We start from the raw sequence: 19,081 nt of genomic DNA on the forward strand, positions 1-19,081 counted from the left end.
CCGGTCAGTCTCAGCTACAATGTCATCGACGGCCATGGCGGCAGTCTCCCGGCAACGCAGAGCTTCACGCTGGCGGCAGTCAACGATGCACCGACGGCGGTTGTGTTGTCGAATACAGTGACGTCGACGCCGGAAAATGGGGGCTTGATCAAAGTTGCCGATATCGCGGTAACGGATGTCGATTCGGGGAACAACGTATTGTCGCTGTCAGGAAGTGACGCGGCTTCGTTCACGATCACGAATGGCGCGCTGTACTTCAACGGTGGCGCGAACTTCGAAGCGAAGGCCAGCTACGACGTGACCGTGGACGTCAATGATCACACAGTTGGCGGCACGCCGGATGCCTCGCAGAACTTCCATCTCAGCATCATCGACGTGATCGAAACCGACAGCGATACGAGCAATGACCATGATACGGATACGGCGATCGCGACAACGACAAACTGGGGTGAAACCAACGGTATCGATATTAAGGTCGGAGATGGGGCTGACAATACGATCAGCGGCGGCAACTCTGGTGATACGCTCTATGGCCAAGCAGGGAACGACACGCTGAATGGCAACAACGGGGTCGATACGCTATACGGCCAAGCCGGTAACGACACGCTGACCGGAAGCCAAGGCACTGACACATTGTACGGGGGGTCCGGCAACGACACGCTCATTGGCAGCGGCGAGCAGGATGACCTTTGGGGTGGCTCCGGTAACGACACGTTTGTGTTTGCCTCCGCGGGCGACAGCACATTGGCCGCCCCGGACACGATCCATGACTTCCACCATGGGTTTGACAAGATCAATGTGAGCGGGCTCGACGCGTACACGGCCAATCCCAACACCCCGGGTGATCAAGCGTTCGTCTGGTCCGGAACGATGCCGACGGCTCACGGTGCCTGGTCTACGGAAAGTAACGGCAACACGATCCTTCACTTCGATACCGATGGCAACGCGGGCAGCGACGAAATGACGATCGTCCTGACAGGCACCAACCTGGGCTTGACGGCTTCGGATTTCCTCTTGTGATCAAAACCACGGCCGGCCGGCCGTTCCACCACCGCGGCGGTTTCGCCGCGGTGGTTCCATAATCGATCCACCCTCGATCGGCATGACGGAAGCACGGTCAAAGCGCCTGCGGTACTGTGAAGGAAGAAGTATCATGTTTGCTTTACTGAACCTGGGTATTCTCGGTGGCTTGGTTGCCGCAAGCTTCGTCATCAACCTGCTGGGGCTGACCTCACCGCTGTTCATGCTGCAGATCTACGACCGGGTTCTGGCAAGTGGCAGCGTGCCGACCCTGGTCGGCCTCGGTAGTCTCGCGCTCGGGCTCTACGGTTTTCAGGCGGCACTCGATATCCTGCGCTCACGCATCCTTCTGCGCATCGGCGAGCGCTTCGACCGCGATCTTTCGGACCGGGTGCATAGGGCCGTGATGCGCCTGCCGCTCATCGCCCTTATGCCCAGCGACGGCCTGCAGCCGCTGCGTGATCTCGACAATGTGCGCGGCTTCCTGTCGGGCGCCGGCCCGACGGCGCTTTTCGACCTGCCGTGGATACCGCTCTATCTCGGCATCTGCTTCATCTTCCATTTCTGGCTTGGCATGACGGCGCTGGTCGGCGCGATTGTGCTGGTGTCGCTGACGCTGCTGACGAACATCCTTTCGCGGAAGGCGATCAAGGAGGTGACGAGCCAAAACATGGCCCGCAACGGGCTCATGGAAGCCGCCCGCCGCAATGCTGAGGTCGTCCATGCAATGGGGCTTTCCCGCAGGATTGGCGCGCGCTGGCAGAGGGCCAATTCCGACTATCTGGTGGCCAACCGCCGGGCGGGTGACGTCACCGGCGGCCTCGGGGCCATGTCCAAAGCGTTGCGCGTCATCCTGCAATCGGCGATCCTCGGCACCGGCGCATGGCTGGTTATCAATCAGGACGCCACTCCTGGCGTGATGATCGCCTCCTCGATCATGATGGGCCGCGCGCTTGCCCCGGTCGATCTCGCCATCGCCAACTGGAGGGCCTTCCTGATGGCGCGGCAGAGCTGGGCCAGGCTGCAGGACATGATGAAGAAGATGCCGGAACAGCAGCCGGTCATGCCGCTGCCGAAGCCGGTGCGCGAACTGCGCGCCGAAGCGCTCACCATCGTTCCTCCCGGCGAGCGCAAGCCGACTGTCGGCGGTGTTGGCTTTGTCATGGAGCGCGGAACCGTACTCGGCATCATCGGGCCGTCCGGCTCGGGCAAGTCGAGCCTCGCTCGGGTGCTGGTCGGAGTCTGGGCGCCGGCGGCCGGGGCTGTCCGCCTCGACGGGGCCAGCCTCGACCACTGGGACAACGAGGTGCTCGGCCGCCATATCGGCTACCTGCCGCAGGGGGTCGAGCTGTTCGATGGAACCATAGCGGAAAACATCGCGCGCTTCGAGGATGATCCCGATCCGGAGGCGATCGTGGCGGCGGCGAAAGCGACGGGCGCGCACGAATTGATCCTTTCCTTCGAGAAGGGCTATGAGACCCGCATCGGCGAAGGCGGCTCGGCGCTCTCGGCCGGCCAGCGCCAGCGGATCGGCCTTGCCCGTGCGCTCTATGGCGATCCCTTCCTCGTGGTGATGGACGAGCCGAACGCCAATCTCGACGCCGAGGGCGAGGCGGCCGTGGTCCGGACCATCGTCTCGGTTCGCGAGCGCGGCGGCATCGCGATCGTCGTCGCGCACCGACCGAGCGCAATCAGCGTCGTCGACAAGGTGCTGATGATGGAGGGTGGCCGCCAGCGCGCCTTCGGTCCGAAAGACGAGGTGCTGTCGAAGGTTCTGCAGGTGGCTCCTGCTGCGGACCCCGCGATTAGGGCCGTGCGAAGCAGGAAACAACCTCATGACGAAAGCGGAGCGCAGCCGTTGACCAGAGGCATAGAAGAGCAGGTTAGCAACGCCAGAAACGATCGGGCACATCCATGACCGGGATTGACAGGGACGGCGGCCTTTCCGCTTCCATTCGCCGACACTTGCTCGGCAGCCTCGTGATGTGTTGCGGCTTTGTCGTCGGCGTCGGCGGCTGGGCATCAACGACGAATCTGGCCGGAGCCGTGGTGGCGTCCGGGAGTCTCGTGGTCGACTCCTATGTGAAGAAGGTTCAGCATCCCACCGGCGGCGTGGTTGGCGAAATCCTGGTTCACGAGGGCTCGGAGGTGAAAGCCGGCGACGTTGTGCTGCGGCTCGACGCCACGACGACGCGCGCCAATCTGGCGATCGTCACAAGACGGCTGGATGAATTCCAGGCACGCTTCGCGCGGCTCGGAGCCGAACGCGACGATCTGCCGGCGATCGTCTTCCCCGACGGCCTGCTGGCTCGGCGCGACGATCCCGAAATCGCCGCGATCCTGCACGGCGAGGAGCGGCTCTTCACCATCCGCCGCGAGGCGCTGCGAAGCAAGACGGCGCAACTGCGCGAACGCATTCTCCAGTACCAGCACGAGATCGAGGGGGTGAAGGCGCAGGAGATCGCCTATACCGACGGCATCACAGTGCTCGACAAGGAAATCGCCTCACTCACCTCCCTGCGCGCGCAGGGTGCGGTGTCGGACCAGCGGCTCAACACCCTCAAGACGGAGCGCGCCACCTTCGGCGGCGACCGCGGCGAGCAGATCGCCGCTCAGGCGCAGGCCGCCGGCCGCATCACCGAAACGAATCTCCAGATTCTCCAGGTCGATCAGGATCTGAAGGCCGAGGTCGGACGGGAACTGCGCGATACGCAGGCGCAGATCGGCGAGTATGTCGAGCGCAAGATCGCCGCCGAGGACGAGCTGAAGCGCACCGACATCGTCGCTCCCCAGTCCGGCATCGTCCATTCGCTCCAGGCGCATACGGTCGGCGGCGTCCTGACGCCCGCCGATCCGATCATGCTGGTCGTGCCGGAGAATGACAATTTGGCGCTGGAGGTGCGGATCGCACCGAAGGACATCGATCAACTCCAGATCGGCCAGAAGGCGGTGCTACGCATGTCGGCCTTCAACCAGCGCACCACGCAGGAACTGAATGGCCATGTAAGCCTCGTCGCCGCCGATCTCACCACCGACCAGCGCAGCGGGCTTTCCTACTACGTCGTGCGTATAGCCGTGCCGCCTGAAGAACTGAAGAAGCTGGATGGTCTGACGCTGCTGCCGGGTATGCCGGCCGAGGCCTTCATCCGAACCAGCGAGCGCACCGCCCTGTCCTATTTGGTCAAACCGCTCACCGACCAGATCAACCGGGCCTTCCGGGAAGAATAGGCGCATCGCGCGACGTCTACCCTGCTTCGGCGGTTTTTTGTGCCTAGATTTTCTCTACCCGGGCCATGATTTGGATCGTGACACTTTTAACGGGACAACTTGCACCATTTTTGCGATATGGCTGAAACATAATCCTTTCGTTTCAACGGACACGACCGTCAAAAATGACATTCGTGTCGAGCCCATGCATCTTGGTCGATATCATCAGCCTGCTTCTGCCGTTCTTCGGCCTGATCCTGATCGGTTACATCGCCGCCAAGGCGACGAAACAGCCGGCCGAAGCGCTCGGCTGGCTGAACACCTTCATCATCTACGCCGCCCTGCCCGCTTTGTTCTTCAAGCTCGTCTCGCGTACGCCGATCGAAGAGCTGACGCGCGTCGACTTCATCGTCACCGATATCGCGGCGACCTATGCGGTCTTCACCCTGCTGTTCGTCATCGGCCGCGTCCTGCGCGGCAATTCGCTTGCCGACTGCACGATCCAGGCCTTTGCCGGCGCCTACGGCAATATCGGCTATATGGGGCCGGGCCTGGCGCTCCTGGCGCTCGGCGAAGGCGCTGCCGTGCCGGTGGCGCTGATCATCTGCTTCGAGAACGCGCTGCATTTCATCGTCGCGCCGGCGCTGATGGCGGCGGCCGGCGACGACAAGCGCTCGGCCGGGCGGCTTGCCGCCGATATCGCCCGGAAGGTCGCGCTGCATCCCTTCATTCTATCGACGGCCGCAGGCTTTGCGGTCGCCGCCCTCGATATCGACCAGCCGCTGGCGTTCCAGCGGCTCGTTGATTACCTCGCCCAAGCGGCCGCTCCCTGCGCGCTCTTTGCCATGGGCGTGACGCTGGCGCTCAGGCCGCTGAAGCGGGTTCCGGCCGAGATCGGCTACATCGTGCCGGCGAAGCTGATCCTGCATCCGATCCTGGTTTTCGTCGCATTGACCAGTGTCGGCGGTTTCGCACCGGTCTGGATCCAGGCGGCCGTGCTGCTCGCCTGCCTGCCGACGGCGACCAATGTCTTCGTCATCGGCCAGCAATATGGGGTGTGGCAGGAGCGTGCCTCGGCGACGATCCTGATCACGACGGTGCTTTCGGTGGCAAGCGTTTCGCTCTGGCTGATCGCGATCCGCTCAGGCCTTCTTCCGCTTCAGCTTTTCCCGTAAAGCATCCGGAATATCGCGGAAGCCGCGACCGGGCTCGATGCCCTCGCGCATGACGATGCTGCGCAGCGGCGGAATGGCCGAGAGGATATGCAGGCCGGCAGCGCGCAGCATCTGGACGGGGAGGAAATCCGAGAGCAGCGAGCGGTTGAGAAGATCGACGCTGGCCGTGCGCGTCATGATATCGGCGCGGCGCCGGCGCTCGAAGCTGTCGCCGGCATCGGCCGGCACCGGCAATTCGGCCCTGTCGCAGAGGATATCGGCAAGCGCCATGATATCGCGCAGGCTGAGGTTCAGCCCCTGCGCCCCGATCGGCGGGAAGACATGGGCGGCCTCGCCGATCAGCGCGATGCGCCCCTTGCCGAAACGATGCGCCATCATGCCCGACAGCGGCCACAGCTGGACGCCCTCCTCGACATCGACCTTGCCAAGCATGGACTGCATCTGCGCCTCGACGAGAAGCCCAAGTTCAGGCAGCGGCAATTCCATGCGGGCAGCCGCCTCAGCGGGATCCTGCACCCACACCAGGCTGGAACGGCCGCCAGGCAGCGGCACCTGGGTAAAGGGGCCGTGTTTGGTGTGGAACTCGGTCGAAATATTCTGGTGCGGCAGGGAATGGGCGAAGTTCAGCACCATGGCCGCTTGCGGATAGGACCATTTGCGGGTGTCGATGCCGGCGGTCTCGCGCAGCGTCGAGCCGCGGCCATCGGCGCCGACGGCAAAATCGGCCGTCAGCGTCTCGCCGCCGGCAAGCGTGATCGAAACGGCTTCGGCGGCAACGCCGATCGATTCGGCCATGTCGGTGAAACGGGTGATATTGCCCTCGCCGGCCGCAGCCTGTTCGAGGATCTCCGTCAAAACCTTGTTGGGAAAATTATAGCCGAAGGCATCGAGGCCGACTTCGGCGGCGCGAAACGTGGTCGTCGGTGCGCGCAGCAGCCGGTCGGTGCCGTCGATGATGCGCATGCTGGTCAGAGGTGCTGCTGCCGGGCGCAGCTTTTCCCAGAGCGTCAGCCGGTCGAGAAAGCGGATCGATTGATCCATCAGCGCCGTGGTGCGCCGGTCTTCCCTAGGAGAGAGAGGAGCCACCAGCGCCACGTTGCGACCGCCGCGGGCGAGCGCGATCGCGGCGATCATGCCGGCGAGACCGCCACCGATCACCGCCACTTCGAATGTCTTCATGCTATCGTTCCGCCATCGTAAAAAGGCGGACCGGCCGCTTATGCGGCCGGCTTCGCCTGACGGCGCCAACTATAGCCCTTGCCGGCGTCGGCGTCACGCACCGCCGGCTGATAATGATGGGGAATGGCGGGAAGACGGTTTTCGGAAAGCCGCTTCAGCGCGGTGGCGTTGGTGACGGAAAAGCTGTCGATGCCGACGCGCAGCATCAGCGGCACCTGATCGATCAGCACGTCGCCGACGGCGCGCAGCTCGTTGGCATAGCCCAGGCGTTGGCGCAGCAGCGAGGCATGGCTGAAGGCGCGGCCGTCATTGAAGGCCGGAAAAGCGACGGCAACGATTGCGAGGCGATCGAGATAGGGTTCCAGCCTACGCACATCGTCGGCCGGCTTGATCAGCACGCCGAGGCCGACTTCGTTGCTTTCGTCGGCCCTGGCGATCAATTCGTCGAGGGAAAGCAGCGGCTTCTGCTCCGCGGTCGCCTTCACCTCGTCGGTTTCGATCACCCAGGGATCGTTGTCGACAAAACCGCTTTCTCTCCAGATCTTCGTCATCATCCCCTCCTTATGCCGCTTCGGCGGCCGAGCCGTAGAGCGCGGTCTTGAATGGCTGCGGTCCGACGCGGCGATAAGCGGCGAGGAAGGTTTCGGAGTGATCGAGGCGCAGGCCGAGATAGGTGTCGACGATCGTCTCGATCGCGTCCGTAACCCGGTCCGGCTCGAAGCCGCGGCCGATGATCTCGCCGATCGAGGTATGTTCGTCGCCGGAACCGCCCAGCGTAATCTGGTAGAGTTCGGCGCCCTTCTTCTCGACACCGAGCAGGCCGATATGGCCGACATGGTGATGGCCGCAGGCATTGATGCAGCCGGAGATCTTGATCTTCAGCTCGCCGATCTCGGCCTGGCGCTCGGCATTGCCGAAGCGGCGGGAGATTTCCTGCGCCAGCGGGATGGAGCGCGCATTGGCGAGCGCGCAATAGTCCAGCCCCGGACAGGCAATGATATCGGTGATCAGGCCGGCATTGGCTTCGGCCAGCTTGATGGCGACGAGGCCGCGATAGACGGCTTCGAGATCGGCCAGCGCCACATGCGGCAGGATCAGGTTCTGCTCATGGCTGACGCGGATCTCGTCGAAGCCATAGTCCTCGGCGAGATCGGCAATCGCATCCATCTGGGCGTCGGTGGCGTCGCCCGGAATACCGCCGATCGGCTTCAGCGAGATCGTCACCATGCCGTAATCGGGGTTCTTGTGCGGCTGCACGTTCTGCTGCACCCAGCGGGCGAAATCCGGATCGGCCTTCTTCCAGCGGGCGAGGTTTTCCCAGCCTTCGGCGCGCTCGGGCAGATCAGGCAGCGCGAAATAGGCGGCGATTGCCTCGACATCCTTTTCCGGCAGCTTGAGCTCCGTATCCTTCAGCGAGGCGAATTCGGCTTCAATCTGGCGCGTCAGCTCCTCGGTTCCGGTTTCGTGCACGAGGATCTTGATGCGGGCCTTGTATTTGTTGTCGCGGCGGCCGTGCAGATTGTACACGCGCACGATCGCGGTGGTGTAGGAGAGCAGGTCTTCCTCGGGCAGGAAGTCGCGGATCAGCTTGGCGATCATCGGCGTGCGGCCCTGGCCACCGCCGACATAGACGGCAAAGCCGATTTCGCCCTTGTCGTTCGTCTTCAGGTGCAAGCCGATATCGTGGACCTGGATGGCGGCGCGGTCGCGCTCGGCGCCGGTGACGGCGATCTTGAACTTGCGCGGCAGGAAGGAGAATTCCGGATGCACCGACGACCACTGGCGCAGGATTTCGGCGTAAGGTCTGGGATCAGCGACCTCGTCGGCGGCAGCACCGGCGAAGTGATCGGCCGTGACGTTCCGGATGCAGTTGCCCGAAGTCTGCAGGGCATGCATCTCGACGCTTGCGAGATCGGCGAGCGCATCGGGGATTTCGGACAGTTTCGGCCAGTTGAACTGCAGGTTCTGGCGCGTGGTGAAGTGGCCGTAACCGCGGTCATAGGTGCGGGCGATATGGGCGAGCATGCGCATCTGGCGCGCGCTCAGCGTGCCATAGGGAATGGCGATGCGCAGCATATAGGCATGCAGCTGCAGGTAGACGCCGTTCATCAGGCGCAGCGGCTTGAATGCATCCTCGGCCAGCTCGCCGGCAAGGCGGCGCTCGACCTGATCGCGAAACTGCTCGACGCGCTCGGTGACAAAAGCATGGTCAAATTCGTCGTAACGGTACATCGTCTTCCTCAGACTGCAATGAATTCGGGATCGGCCGGAGCGTAGCCCGGTGCGTATTCCATGGTCGGCCCTTGCGCGCGGATGCGCTCGCGAAGGCGTAGCGGCCAGAGAATGCCGTTGGTTTCCTGGACGTCGACGACGGCGACGTCAACGACCTCGTTGTCGGCATAGGATTTTTTGCCGATCGCCTCCAGCGCTTCGACGGCTTCGTTGTGGCGGGCGACAAGCGCCTCCTGCAGCGAGGTGGACCACTTCCCGTTCGCATCCAGCCAGACGGCAATGCCATCCGTCAGCCGGTTGGCCGTCAGAACCTTGTCACCCATATTCAGCTCCTTGCAAGTTCCTCGAGCCGGGCGTTTGCACGCACCAGCGGCTCGGACAGTTCGAAATTGGCGCCGGCGACCGCATCGCCGATAATGACCATGACCGGCCCGGTCAGCTCGTCGCGGTGCTGCAGATCGGGCAGATCGGCGAGCGTGCCATGCAGCAGGCGGCGCTCGGCGCGGCTGGCATTTTCGATGACGGCGACGGTGGTTTCGGCGGGAATGCCGGCCTGCATCAGCCGTTCGGCGACGGAGGCGGCAACGGTGCGGCCCATATAGACGGCGATCGTCGCGCCTGAGACGGCAAGGCTTGCCCAATCGGGCAGCACGTCGCCGGTGAGATCATGGCCCGTGGTGAAGACCAGCGAGGAAGCAACGCCGCGCAGCGTCAACGGCAGCTCGAAATCGGCAGCGGCGGCGAAAGCCGAGGTGATGCCGGGCACGACCTCATAGGTGATGCCGGCGGCGCGCAAGGCCGCCATTTCTTCCCCTGCCCGGCCATAGACCAGCGGATCGCCCGACTTGAGCCGGACGACGCGTTTGCCCTGGCGGCCAAGATCGACGAGCAGCTCGTTGATCTCTTCCTGCGACTTCGAGTGACAGCCCTTGCGCTTGCCGACGGAAAGGCGCTCGGCATCGCGGCGGCCCATATCGACGATCGCCTGCGGCACGAGCGCATCATAGACGATGACGTCGGCTTCCATCATCACGCGCTGAGCGCGCAGCGTCAGCAGATCTTCCGCCCCCGGACCGGCCCCCACGAGCCAGACGTGGCCGGCGACCTTGTCCATCGAGCCCAACAGCCGATCGGCGGCGTGGCGAGCCTGCGGCAGATTGCCGTTGGCGACCGCATCGGCGACGGCGCCGGAGAAGAAGCGGCGCCAGAAGACGCGGCGGGAGACGCCACGCGGAATAATTTGCTCAACGGCCTTGCGATAGTTCGTCGCCAGAGCGGCAAGGCGGCCGAGCGAAGGCGAGAGAAGCTGGTCGATCTGCGCGCGGATCATCTGCGCCAGAACCGGCCCTGCCCCTTCGGTGCCGATCGCAACGGCGACCGGAGCGCGATTGACCAGCGCCGGCGTGAAGAAATCGCAATAGTCGGGCTGATCGACGGCATTGGCCGGAATTCCGGCCGCGCGGGCGGCATCGACGATATCGCGGTCGTCGGCGTCATTGCCGGTGGCGGCGAAAACCAGCGCCGAACCCTCGACCTGTTCGGCCGAAAAGGCGGCACGCACGGTTTCGATACGGTTGGCGATCAGGAAGGCGTGGTAATCGGCTTCCGGCCGGTCGGCATAGGCGACAATCCATGCCCGCGTGTTGAGCAGCAGCCGCACCTTGGCGAAAGCTTCGTCGCCATTGCCGAAGACAGTCGTCTTCTGGCCTTCCACGCGAAAGAAGGCGGGAAATACCGAAAGCTGTTCAGTCTTGGAAGGCATCACGAATCCACTTCGAAGTTGCCGGAATATGCCCTTTGTCGACAAGCGATTGAAGGAACAGAAATCCGAAAGCCCAGGCAAGCGCGTATTCTTTTGCTCGCGCGATCAATGATTTGAGAAAAGTCACCCATGCTGGCAAAAATGCCTCACCGACTGCCTCACTCCGGCTCATTGCTGCAGCGCAGTGTAAAGCCTGTGGCAAACGGCGTCCACCGGCGTTTGGCGCATTTCGCTCGCGCCGCCGAGGCGATAGACTGAGGGAAAACCGGAGATGTCAATGCCTGACAAGACCATCGCCTCCCGCCTGCTTTCGGTCATGGAAGAGGATATCCTGCCGCTGACCGAGCACGGGGTTTCGCTCGGCAATAAGGTGTTCGGTGCGGCGATCCTGCGCAAATCCGATCTGTCGCTCGTCGTCGCCGAGACCAACAACGAGTTGGAGAACCCGCTCTGGCACGGCGAGGTGCATACGCTCAAGCGCTTCTACGAGCTTGGCGACAAGCCGGCGACCAAGGACTTGATCTTTCTGTCGACGCACGAACCCTGCACCATGTGCATGTCGGCGATCACCTGGGCGGGCTTCGACAATTTCTACTATTTCTTCAGCCATGAGGATTCCCGCGATGCTTTCGCCATTCCGCACGATCTGAAGATCCTGAAGGAGGTCTTCGGGCTTGAACCCGGCGGCTATCGCAGGCAAAACGCCTTCTGGAACAGCTTTGCCATCGCCGATCTCGTCGAGACCGAAGAGGCTTCTTTGAAGACCGCGCTGAAAGCGCAGACCGCCCGCATCAAGGCGCGCTACGACGCACTGTCGTCCAACTACCAGTCGTCGAAGAGCGCCAACGATATTCCGCTGAACTGAGGCACCATGGAACCGTCCAAAGATATTTCACGGCTGATCGAGATCATGGCGGCGCTGCGCCATCCCGAAACCGGCTGCCCCTGGGACATCGAGCAGAATTTCGAGACGATCAAGCCCTATACGATCGAGGAGGCCTATGAGGTCTCCGACGCGATCGAGCGCGGCGATATGGACGATCTCTGCGACGAGCTCGGCGACCTCTTGCTGCAGGTGGTCTTTCACGCCCGCATGGCCGAGGAGGCCGGCGAATTTTCCTTCGGCGACGTGGTCAACGCCATCACCACCAAGATGATCCGCCGCCACCCGCACGTCTTTGCCCGCTCGGCGGCCGATACGCCGGGTGCGGTGAAGATCCAGTGGGACGAGATCAAGCAGGCGGAGAAACGCGAGCGCGCCGAACGCCGGGCAAGGCGTGGGATTGCCGAGGATTTCAAGGGCGGGTTCTTAGGCTCGGTGCAGCGCAGCTTCCCGGCTTTGACGGAAGCACTGAAGCTGCAGGAACGCGCCGCCAAGGTCGGCTTCGACTGGTCGGCGCCGGAGCCGATCCTCGACAAGATCGAGGAGGAGATCGGCGAATTGCGGGTGGCGCTCCGGGAAGGCGATCGGGCGAAGGTCAGCGACGAACTCGGCGATTTGATCTTTGCCGTCGTCAATATCGGCCGGCATGTGAAGGCGGATCCGGAACAGGCAGTGCGGGGCACGAATACGAAATTCCGGCGTCGATTCAGCTATATAGAGACGGTTCTTGAAGCGGATGGTGAGACGCTGGAGGACGCGACGCTGGAGCGGATGGAGGAGATCTGGCAGGCTGCCAAGGCGATCGAGCGGGCTGTTATGGCTGGGGCTGAGTGAGGTTTCGGTCGTCCCTTGAAGGAAAGGCGCGCAACTGCCTGCTTTTGATAGGAGTCATTCACCGCGCGGACGCGCGGTGGCTGGATTCCTGTGACAGGCACAGGAATGAGGGTGGGTGTGGCCTTCCGCCAGCTGCCGCCGAACTGGCTGTGAACTCTAATTCGCCACGCTCTATTAAATGTCAGTACAAGCGCTGGGTGCCTCACCGGGAAATTTTTTGGCGAAGACACCAACCCCATCCACCCTCATTCCTGTGCTTGTCACAGGAATCCAGCGCGTCCAAGTCCTTGGGCGCGAAAGACTCTTTCCTCTCGGCTTATCAAATGATTGATGGCGCGGACCTGTGACAAGCAGCCATGAGCAAGAGCAAGAGCAAGAGCAAGAAGCCCCGCTTACCGCTCCCAATCTTCCTTAGCGGCCTTCGGCCCATTGCCGATGCGGCGCTCGAGTTCGGTGGCCTCGGTCTCCGACAGCCGCAGATCGAGCGTGATCGAGCCGTCCTCATTGTCCTCGCGGCCGTCGACGATCGCGTGGTCGTAGAGCCAGGGCAGCAGCGCCAGCTTGTCGACCGGAAGGCGGATCGTTGCTTCGGTCATCACGCCGGAGAGGCGGCGGCTGATTTCGTCCATCAGCGTGTCGACGCCCTCGCCGCTGACGGCGGAGACCGCGACGACGTTGCTGGCGCCCGATGATTTCTGCACCATGGTGTCGTGCACCTCGGGCTCCAGCCGGTCGATCTTGTTCCAGACCTCGATCAGCCGCTTGGCGGATTCGGCCTCGTCGATGCCGAGGTCGTTCAGGATGCGCATCACGTCGGAGCTCTGGGCCTGGTTGTCGGCATCGGACATATCGCGGACATGCAGGATGAGATCGGCTTCCAGCACCTCTTCCAGCGTCGCGCGGAAGGCGGCGACCAGATGGGTCGGCAGGTCGGAGATGAAGCCGACGGTATCGGACAGGATGACGGTTCGGCCATGCGGCAGCTTCATGCGCCGAAGCGTCGGGTCCAGCGTCGCAAAGAGCATGTCTTCGGCGAGAACCCCTGCCCCGGTGATGCGGTTGAACAGCGTCGACTTGCCGGCATTAGTATAACCGACCAGCGCCACGATCGGGTGCGGCACCTTGCGGCGTTTTGCGCGGTGGAGCTGGCGGGTGCGCACGACCTGCTCCAGCTCGCGTTCGAGCTTGATGATGCGGTCCTGCAAGAGCCGCCGGTCGGCTTCGATCTGGGTTTCGCCGGGGCCGCCCATGAAGCCGCCGCCGCCGCGCTGGCGTTCAAGGTGGGTCCAGCTGCGGACCAGCCGGCCCTTCTGGTAATTCAGGTGGGCGAGATCGACCTGCAGCGTGCCTTCCTTGGTGGAGGCGCGGCGGCCGAAGATTTCGAGGATGAGGCCCGTCCGGTCGATGACCTTGGCGTTCCATTCCTTTTCGAGATTGCGCTGCTGCACCGGCGTCAGCGGATGATCGACGATGACGAGACCGGAATCGCGCTCATCGAGCAGCGCCTTGATCTCCTCGATCTTACCGGTGCCGAGCAGCGTCGCCGGCCTCGGATCGTTGACCGGCACGATCTGGCCGTTCACGACATCGAGGTCGATCGCCTGGGCAAGGCCTGTCGCCTCTTCGAGCCGGCTTTCCGGCGTGCGGGTCGAGGCCGATTCGGTCTGGCCGCCGCGGCTGCGCGACTTCAGGACCGGCACGACGACAGTCGCGCGCATGTCGTCCCTGTGCTTGGCAGCCTCAGGGATGATCGAATCGTTCTTGGTATCGCGTGTCGAAATGACGGCTGATCCTGTTAGGACGCTGCTTCTTCGCTCTCGAACATCTGCATGGGCTGGCCCGGCATGATCGTCGAGATCGCATGTTTATACACGAGCTGCGAATGGCCGTCACGACGAAGAAGAACACAGAAATTGTCAAAAGACGTAACAACGCCCGTGAGTTTCACGCCGTTGATCAAAAAGATTGTCAGGGAAATCTTTTGCTTGCGAACAGTATTGAGAAATAAGTCCTGCAGATTCTGAGAACGTTCCGCCATCGCGCCGCTTCTTTCTTTATTGCCGACCCCATCTGGCCGGTAGACTATCAATCAATCTCTCCATGCAAGACCGGCGGCACCCTCATTCCACCTGTCCAGCAAATCTTGGTATCAAATCGCAATCTTTTCCGCAACGTCGAAAAAGGCCGCGCGGACTTTCTGCGAAACACTGCCGGGATGGCCGTTGGCGATGGCCTGGCCGTCGACGGAAACGACCGGAAAACAAATACTTGTGGCTGCGGTCAGGAAGACCTCGCGGGCCGCGAGCATCTCGGAAACCGAGAAGTTTCGCTCAATGATCTTGAGGCCCAGCTTGGCTGCGACATCGATCAGCGTGGTGCGGGTAATGCCGCGCAGGATGCCGTGTTCGGCCGGCCGCGTCACCAGCGTTCCGTCGCGATCGACGATCCAGATATTGGTCGCCGCCCCCTCCTTCACCATCCCGTCGCCGTCAACATAGATTGCCTCCTGGGCGCCGGCTTCCTTCGCCTGCTGGCGAGCCAGGGCATTCGGCAGCAAGCCCACGGATTTGATGTCGACGCGGTCCCAGCGGTTGTCGGTCACCGTGATTGCCTTGATGCCGTTGGCATTCTTGGCGGCGATGATTTTGGGATCGGTGCTCTTGGCGGTGATGACAAGCGACGGCGGCGTTCCCTCGGCCGGGAAGACATGATCGCGCCGCGCCACACCGCGTGTCACCTGCATGTAGAAAAGCCCGTTGCGGACATGGTTGCGGCGCAGCGTCTCGCGAATGACCTGCGTCAGCGCCGCCCGGCTCATCGGCCAGGCGATGCGGAGCTCACCGAGCGAACGGTCGAGACGGTTCAGATGGCGGGTGAGATCGACGATATAGCCGTGGCGCACCTCGCAGACCTCATAGACGCCGTCGGCGAACTGATAGCCGCGATCCTCGATATGCACGCTCGCATCGGAATGCTTGACGTAACGGCCATTCACATAGGCAATTCTCGGCATGGGAAACCTGGTCTTCCGGGGACGATATAGGGGCGCGGCGCGGCGTCGGCCGCGCCGGGGGATCAGACGCCGAGCGATTTCAGCTTGCGGTGCAGCGCCGAGCGCTCCATGCCGACGAATTCGGCGGTGCGCGAGATATTGCCGCCGAAGCGGTTGATCTGGGCGATCAGATAGTCCTTCTCGAACATCTCACGGGCCTCGCGCAACGGCAGCGTCATGATGTGATAATCGTTCTTGGCCGACACCTTCGGCAGCATGTCGCCGAGATCGGTCGGCAGCATATCGGCGGTGATCGGCGCATCCGGACCGTCGGTGCGGGCCAGGATCATCAGCCGCTCGATGTTGTTGCGCAGCTGGCGGATATTGCCCGGCCAGTCATGCGCCTGCAGCACGGCCATGGCGTCGTCGCCGATGCGGCGCGGACGGATGCCGGCCTGCTCGGAAATCTGGCGCATCAGCTGGTCGACGAGGAAGGGAATGTCTTCGCGGCGCTCGGCAAGCTGCGGCACACGCACCGGCACGACGGCGAGGCGATGATAGAGATCCTCGCGGAACCATCCCTCGGCAATGCGGCTTTCGAGATTATAGGCGGTCGAAGAGATGATGCGGACGTCGACCTTGACTCGCTTGGAGCCGCCGACGCGCTCGAACTGCTGATCGACCAGCACGCGCAGGATCTTGTTCTGCGTCTCGCGCGGCATCTCGCCGACTTCGTCGAGATAGAGGATGCCGCGATGGGCTTCCTCGAGCGCGCCGATCTTGCGCGCCTGGCCGGGCGTGCCCTCCGTGCCGAACAGCGCCACCTCCATGCGATCGGGCGTGATGTTGGCGGCATTGATCGCCACGAAGGGGCCGTTGGCGCGGGCCGACTTCTTGTGGATCATCCGCGCCACCAGCTCCTTGCCGGAGCCGGAGGCGCCGAGGATCATGATGCGGCTGTTGGTCGGCGCGACCTTCTCGATCGTCTGGCGCAGCTGCGAAACGGCGACCGAGGTGCCGATCAGCTCCAGCGCATCGCCGGTGCGGCGCTTGAGTTCCGAGACCTCGCGCTTCAGCTTGGAGTTTTCCAGCGCCCGCTCGGCGATCAGAATCAGCCGGTCGGCCTTGAAAGGCTTCTCGATGAAATCGAAGGCGCCGCGCTTGATCGCCGAGACGGCGGTCTCGATATTGCCGTGGCCTGAAATCATCACCACGGGCAGATCCGGATGGCGGGTGCGGATCTCGTCGAGCAGCGACAGACCATCGAGCTTGCTGCCCTGCATCCAGATATCGAGGAAGATCAGCCGCGGCACGCGGTCGGATATCGCCGCCAGCGCACTGTCGCTGTCGTGGGCCGTGCGGGTCTCGTGTCCCTCGTCCGAGAGAATGCCGGAAACGATCTCGCGAATATCGTGCTCGTCGTCGACGACGAGAATATCAGAGGCCATAAACGCTTTCCTTGTCATTGGCTGCGGGAGCAGCGGGCGTCGGATCCCGGCGCGGCAGATGCACGCGGATCATGGCCCCTCTTCCCCGGTCGAAATCGGCGGGCGCATCGTGCAGCTCGAGCTGCCCGCCATGTTCCTCGATGATTTTCTTGACGATGGCGAGACCGAGGCCGGTGCCCTTCTCGCGCATCGTCATATAGGGCTCCAGAATGCTGTGGCGGTTCTCCACCGGCAGGCCGCGGCCATTGTCGATGACATCGACGGTGAAGCGGTCGCGGCCGGCATCGAAGGCGGCGCGAACGAGGATCTTGCGTTCGTCCCGTTCATCGCTCGGAACGGCTTCGATCGCCTCGACGGCATTCTTGATCAGATTTCCGAAAGCCTGGCCGAGCATGCGGCTATCGAACAGGCCCTCCAGCGGCTGCTCGCCGAAATCCTGTGCAAAGCTGACGTGATGATTGCCCATCTCGCGCAGGAAGATCGCGTCGCGCAGGATATCGCGCAGGTCGCTCGGTTCCTTGGTCGGCTTCGGCATGCGGGCGAAGGCGGAGAATTCGTCGACCATGCGGCCGATATCGCCGACCTGGCGGATGATCGTATCGGTGCATTGGTCGAAGACCGTCCGGTCGTTCGGGTCGATCTGCTTGCCGTAACGCCGCTGGATGCGCTCGGCGGACAGCTGGATCGGGGTCAGCGGGTTTTTGATCTCGTGGGCGATGCGTCTGGCCACATCACCCCAGGCGGTCGAGCGCTGGGCGATGACGAGGTCGGTGATATCGTCGAGCGTGATCACATAGGATTCGCTCATATCGCGCACTTCCTCGCGGGTGACCTGCACGCTCAGCGTCCGCACCGTGCCGCCGCGCACCAGCGCGATCTGCTTGCGAAAATCGCCGCGATGGCGCGCCGCCGCCTCGGTCAGGACCTGATCGACCTCGGGCGCGATGTCGGCCAGCTGCTTGCCGAGCATCTCGTCGGCCGAGAGCGACATCAGCGTCTCGGCCGAACTGTTGACGATGGCGATGCGACGATCCTGCTCGACGCCGATGACGGCGGCGGTGACGCCCGACAGCACCGCTTCGATGAAGCGGCGGCGGTCGTCGACCTCGTCCTTGGCTTCGAGGATCTCGTCGCGCTGGGTGCGGATCTCCGAGATCATCTTGTTGAAGGTGCGCGACAGATTGGCGACGTCGCCATCGACCGAGTGCACCGGCACGACGATATCCATATTGCCCGATGCGACGCTGTCGGCGGCGGTGATCAGCAGGCGGATCGGCCGGACGATGCGGTCGGCGACGGCGATCGCCGTCCAGATCGCCGCGAGCAGCACGATCAGCGCGAAGCCGATATAGAGCACGGCGAAGGCGACCTGCAGCGAGAAGCGGTTGGCCTCCATCGAGCGGTATTCTGTGGCGTTCTCCTCCATCATCCGCATGGCGCCCATGACCTTGGGATCGACGGCGCGCACCGTGTAGAGGAAGGTGCCCTGGATGGCGTCGAGCTTGATGATGGCGCCGACGAGGTTGGTTACGCCGGGCGGGATCAGCGTCGGCTGGCCGGCGGCGGCCTTTTCCAGCGCATCCTGCGGGATCGCCGGCAGAGGCTTTTCGGTGGCGATATCGGCCTGGACGATCACCGAGCCGTCGCGCTCGACGAGGAAGGAGCCGAGCAGGCCGCGGCCTCTCGCCTGGCGCGTCATCAGGTCGGCAAACCCCGTTCTGTCGAGGCTGTAGAGCGCGCGGTTGCGCTCCAGATCGTTGGCCATGGAGACCGTCTGCCCCTGCAGATAGCTGGCATTCTCCATCATGTAGGCCTGGCCGATATTGCGCGACGAGCTGACGATCGACTGGGTGCGCAGCGCAAACCAGCGGTCGAGACCGGCATTCAATGTGATGCTGGCGAAGATGGCGACGAGAATCGCCGGCGTGATCGCGACGATCGAGAACAGCACGACGATGCGGATATGCAGGCGCGCTGCCGCGCGGCCCCGGGTGCGGGCCTTCAGCAGGCGCGCCACTTCGCGGCCGATCAGCGCCAGCAGCGTCAGGACAAAGAAGGAATTGACGATCACCGAGGTGATGACGACATGGGAACTCGGGGCGATCGGGGTGAGACCGAGCAGCACGAAAAGTGTTGCCGTGGCGCAGAGCAGCGCGCCGCCGGCGAGCACCAGGCCGGGCACGGCGAAAAGGGCGCGACGATCGGTCACCGTGGTCACCGCCTCGCCCGCCGCTGCCGGCGATACCCCATCCTGCGTCATTCGGCCTCTCTTCAGACGGCGCCCGCCGCCTTCGCCATTCGATCGAAACCCGAGCAACGCCGGCTCAGAAAGCCAGCGCTGCAACGGCG

16 protein-coding genes are annotated in these 19,081 nt (G+C 63.3%); 6 read left to right on the forward strand and 10 right to left on the reverse strand.

All coding sequences use genetic code 11. The annotated features are described in order from the left end of the window. The 4 genes from CO666_RS31545 to CO666_RS31560 form a co-directional block, all read left to right on the forward strand. A partial coding sequence (locus CO666_RS31545) for a calcium-binding protein (RefSeq protein ID WP_143540403.1) occupies positions 1-1,020 on the forward strand: 1,020 nt, incomplete at its 5' end. Positions 1,021-1,153: 133 nt separating this feature from the next. After that, positions 1,154-2,938 carry a type I secretion system permease/ATPase gene (locus tag CO666_RS31550; RefSeq protein ID WP_097615841.1) on the forward strand — a complete coding sequence of 595 codons (1,785 nt, stop codon included), beginning with the start codon at positions 1,154-1,156 and terminating at the stop codon, positions 2,936-2,938. Next, positions 2,935-4,248, forward strand: coding sequence for an HlyD family type I secretion periplasmic adaptor subunit (locus CO666_RS31555; RefSeq protein WP_097615842.1), 1,314 nt, complete (start codon positions 2,935-2,937; stop codon positions 4,246-4,248). The genes CO666_RS31550 and CO666_RS31555 overlap by 4 nt, the downstream gene beginning before the upstream one ends. 191 nt (positions 4,249-4,439) lie before the next feature. Next, positions 4,440-5,402, forward strand: coding sequence for an AEC family transporter (locus CO666_RS31560; RefSeq protein ID WP_097615843.1), 963 nt, complete (start codon positions 4,440-4,442; stop codon positions 5,400-5,402). Here CO666_RS31560 and CO666_RS31565 read toward each other — a convergent pair. Genes CO666_RS31565 through cysG form a run of 5 tightly spaced genes read right to left on the reverse strand, consistent with a single transcriptional unit; the run spans position 5,370 to position 10,575 of the window. Then, positions 5,370-6,581 (reverse strand): UbiH/UbiF family hydroxylase, encoded by a 1,212-nt coding sequence (locus tag CO666_RS31565; protein ID WP_097615844.1) that lies wholly within the window; start codon positions 6,579-6,581, stop codon positions 5,370-5,372. The two genes, CO666_RS31560 and CO666_RS31565, sit on opposite strands and share 33 nt — an antisense overlap. Positions 6,582-6,619: 38 nt before the next feature. Then, positions 6,620-7,132: a DUF934 domain-containing protein gene (locus CO666_RS31570; RefSeq protein ID WP_097615845.1), complete on the reverse strand. Its 513-nt coding sequence runs from the start codon at positions 7,130-7,132 to the stop codon at positions 6,620-6,622. A 10-nt stretch (positions 7,133-7,142) separates the two neighbouring features. Next, on the reverse strand, positions 7,143-8,813 hold the full coding sequence (locus CO666_RS31575) for a nitrite/sulfite reductase (protein ID WP_097615846.1): 1,671 nt from the start codon (positions 8,811-8,813) through the stop codon (positions 7,143-7,145). 8 nt (positions 8,814-8,821) lie between these two features. Next, positions 8,822-9,136, reverse strand: a complete 315-nt coding sequence (locus CO666_RS31580; protein ID WP_010014500.1) for a DUF2849 domain-containing protein — start codon at positions 9,134-9,136, stop codon at positions 8,822-8,824. A 2-nt stretch (positions 9,137-9,138) separates the two neighbouring features. Continuing rightward, a complete protein-coding gene (cysG, locus tag CO666_RS31585) occupies positions 9,139-10,575 on the reverse strand; it encodes a siroheme synthase CysG (RefSeq protein WP_097615847.1) in 1,437 nt (478 codons plus the stop codon). 277 nt (positions 10,576-10,852) lie between these two features. Here cysG and CO666_RS31590 point away from each other — a divergent pair, with 277 nt between their 5' ends. Both CO666_RS31590 and mazG read left to right on the forward strand, forming a co-directional pair. Next, positions 10,853-11,440, forward strand: coding sequence for a deaminase (locus CO666_RS31590; RefSeq protein ID WP_097615863.1), 588 nt, complete (start codon positions 10,853-10,855; stop codon positions 11,438-11,440). A gap of 6 nt (positions 11,441-11,446) precedes the next feature. Further along, a complete protein-coding gene (mazG, locus tag CO666_RS31595) occupies positions 11,447-12,292 on the forward strand; it encodes a nucleoside triphosphate pyrophosphohydrolase (RefSeq protein ID WP_097615848.1) in 846 nt (281 codons plus the stop codon). Between the two features lie 392 nt (positions 12,293-12,684). Here mazG and hflX read toward each other — a convergent pair whose 3' ends face one another. From hflX to CO666_RS31620, 5 genes are all read right to left on the reverse strand, one after another. Then, a complete protein-coding gene (gene hflX, locus CO666_RS31600) occupies positions 12,685-14,010 on the reverse strand; it encodes a GTPase HflX (protein WP_097615849.1) in 1,326 nt (441 codons plus the stop codon). A gap of 77 nt (positions 14,011-14,087) precedes the next feature. After that, the gene (hfq, locus tag CO666_RS31605) at positions 14,088-14,330 is read right to left on the reverse strand and encodes an RNA chaperone Hfq (RefSeq protein ID WP_003539403.1); all 243 of its coding nucleotides are present in this window, start codon (positions 14,328-14,330) and stop codon (positions 14,088-14,090) included. 111 nt (positions 14,331-14,441) lie between these two features. Continuing rightward, positions 14,442-15,305, reverse strand: coding sequence for a D-amino-acid transaminase (locus CO666_RS31610; protein WP_097615850.1), 864 nt, complete (start codon positions 15,303-15,305; stop codon positions 14,442-14,444). 62 nt (positions 15,306-15,367) lie between these two features. After that, on the reverse strand, positions 15,368-16,732 hold the full coding sequence (gene ntrX, locus CO666_RS31615) for a nitrogen assimilation response regulator NtrX (protein ID WP_097615851.1): 1,365 nt from the start codon (positions 16,730-16,732) through the stop codon (positions 15,368-15,370). After that, positions 16,722-18,992, reverse strand: a complete 2,271-nt coding sequence (locus CO666_RS31620) for a sensor histidine kinase NtrY-like (RefSeq protein ID WP_097615853.1) — start codon at positions 18,990-18,992, stop codon at positions 16,722-16,724. Before CO666_RS31620 ends, ntrX begins: the two co-directional genes overlap by 11 nt. Positions 18,993-19,081: the final 89 nt, after the last annotated feature.

It is taken from the genome of Rhizobium chutanense (genome assembly GCF_002531935.1).
Taxonomy (GTDB): Bacteria; Pseudomonadota; Alphaproteobacteria; order Rhizobiales; family Rhizobiaceae; genus Rhizobium; species Rhizobium chutanense.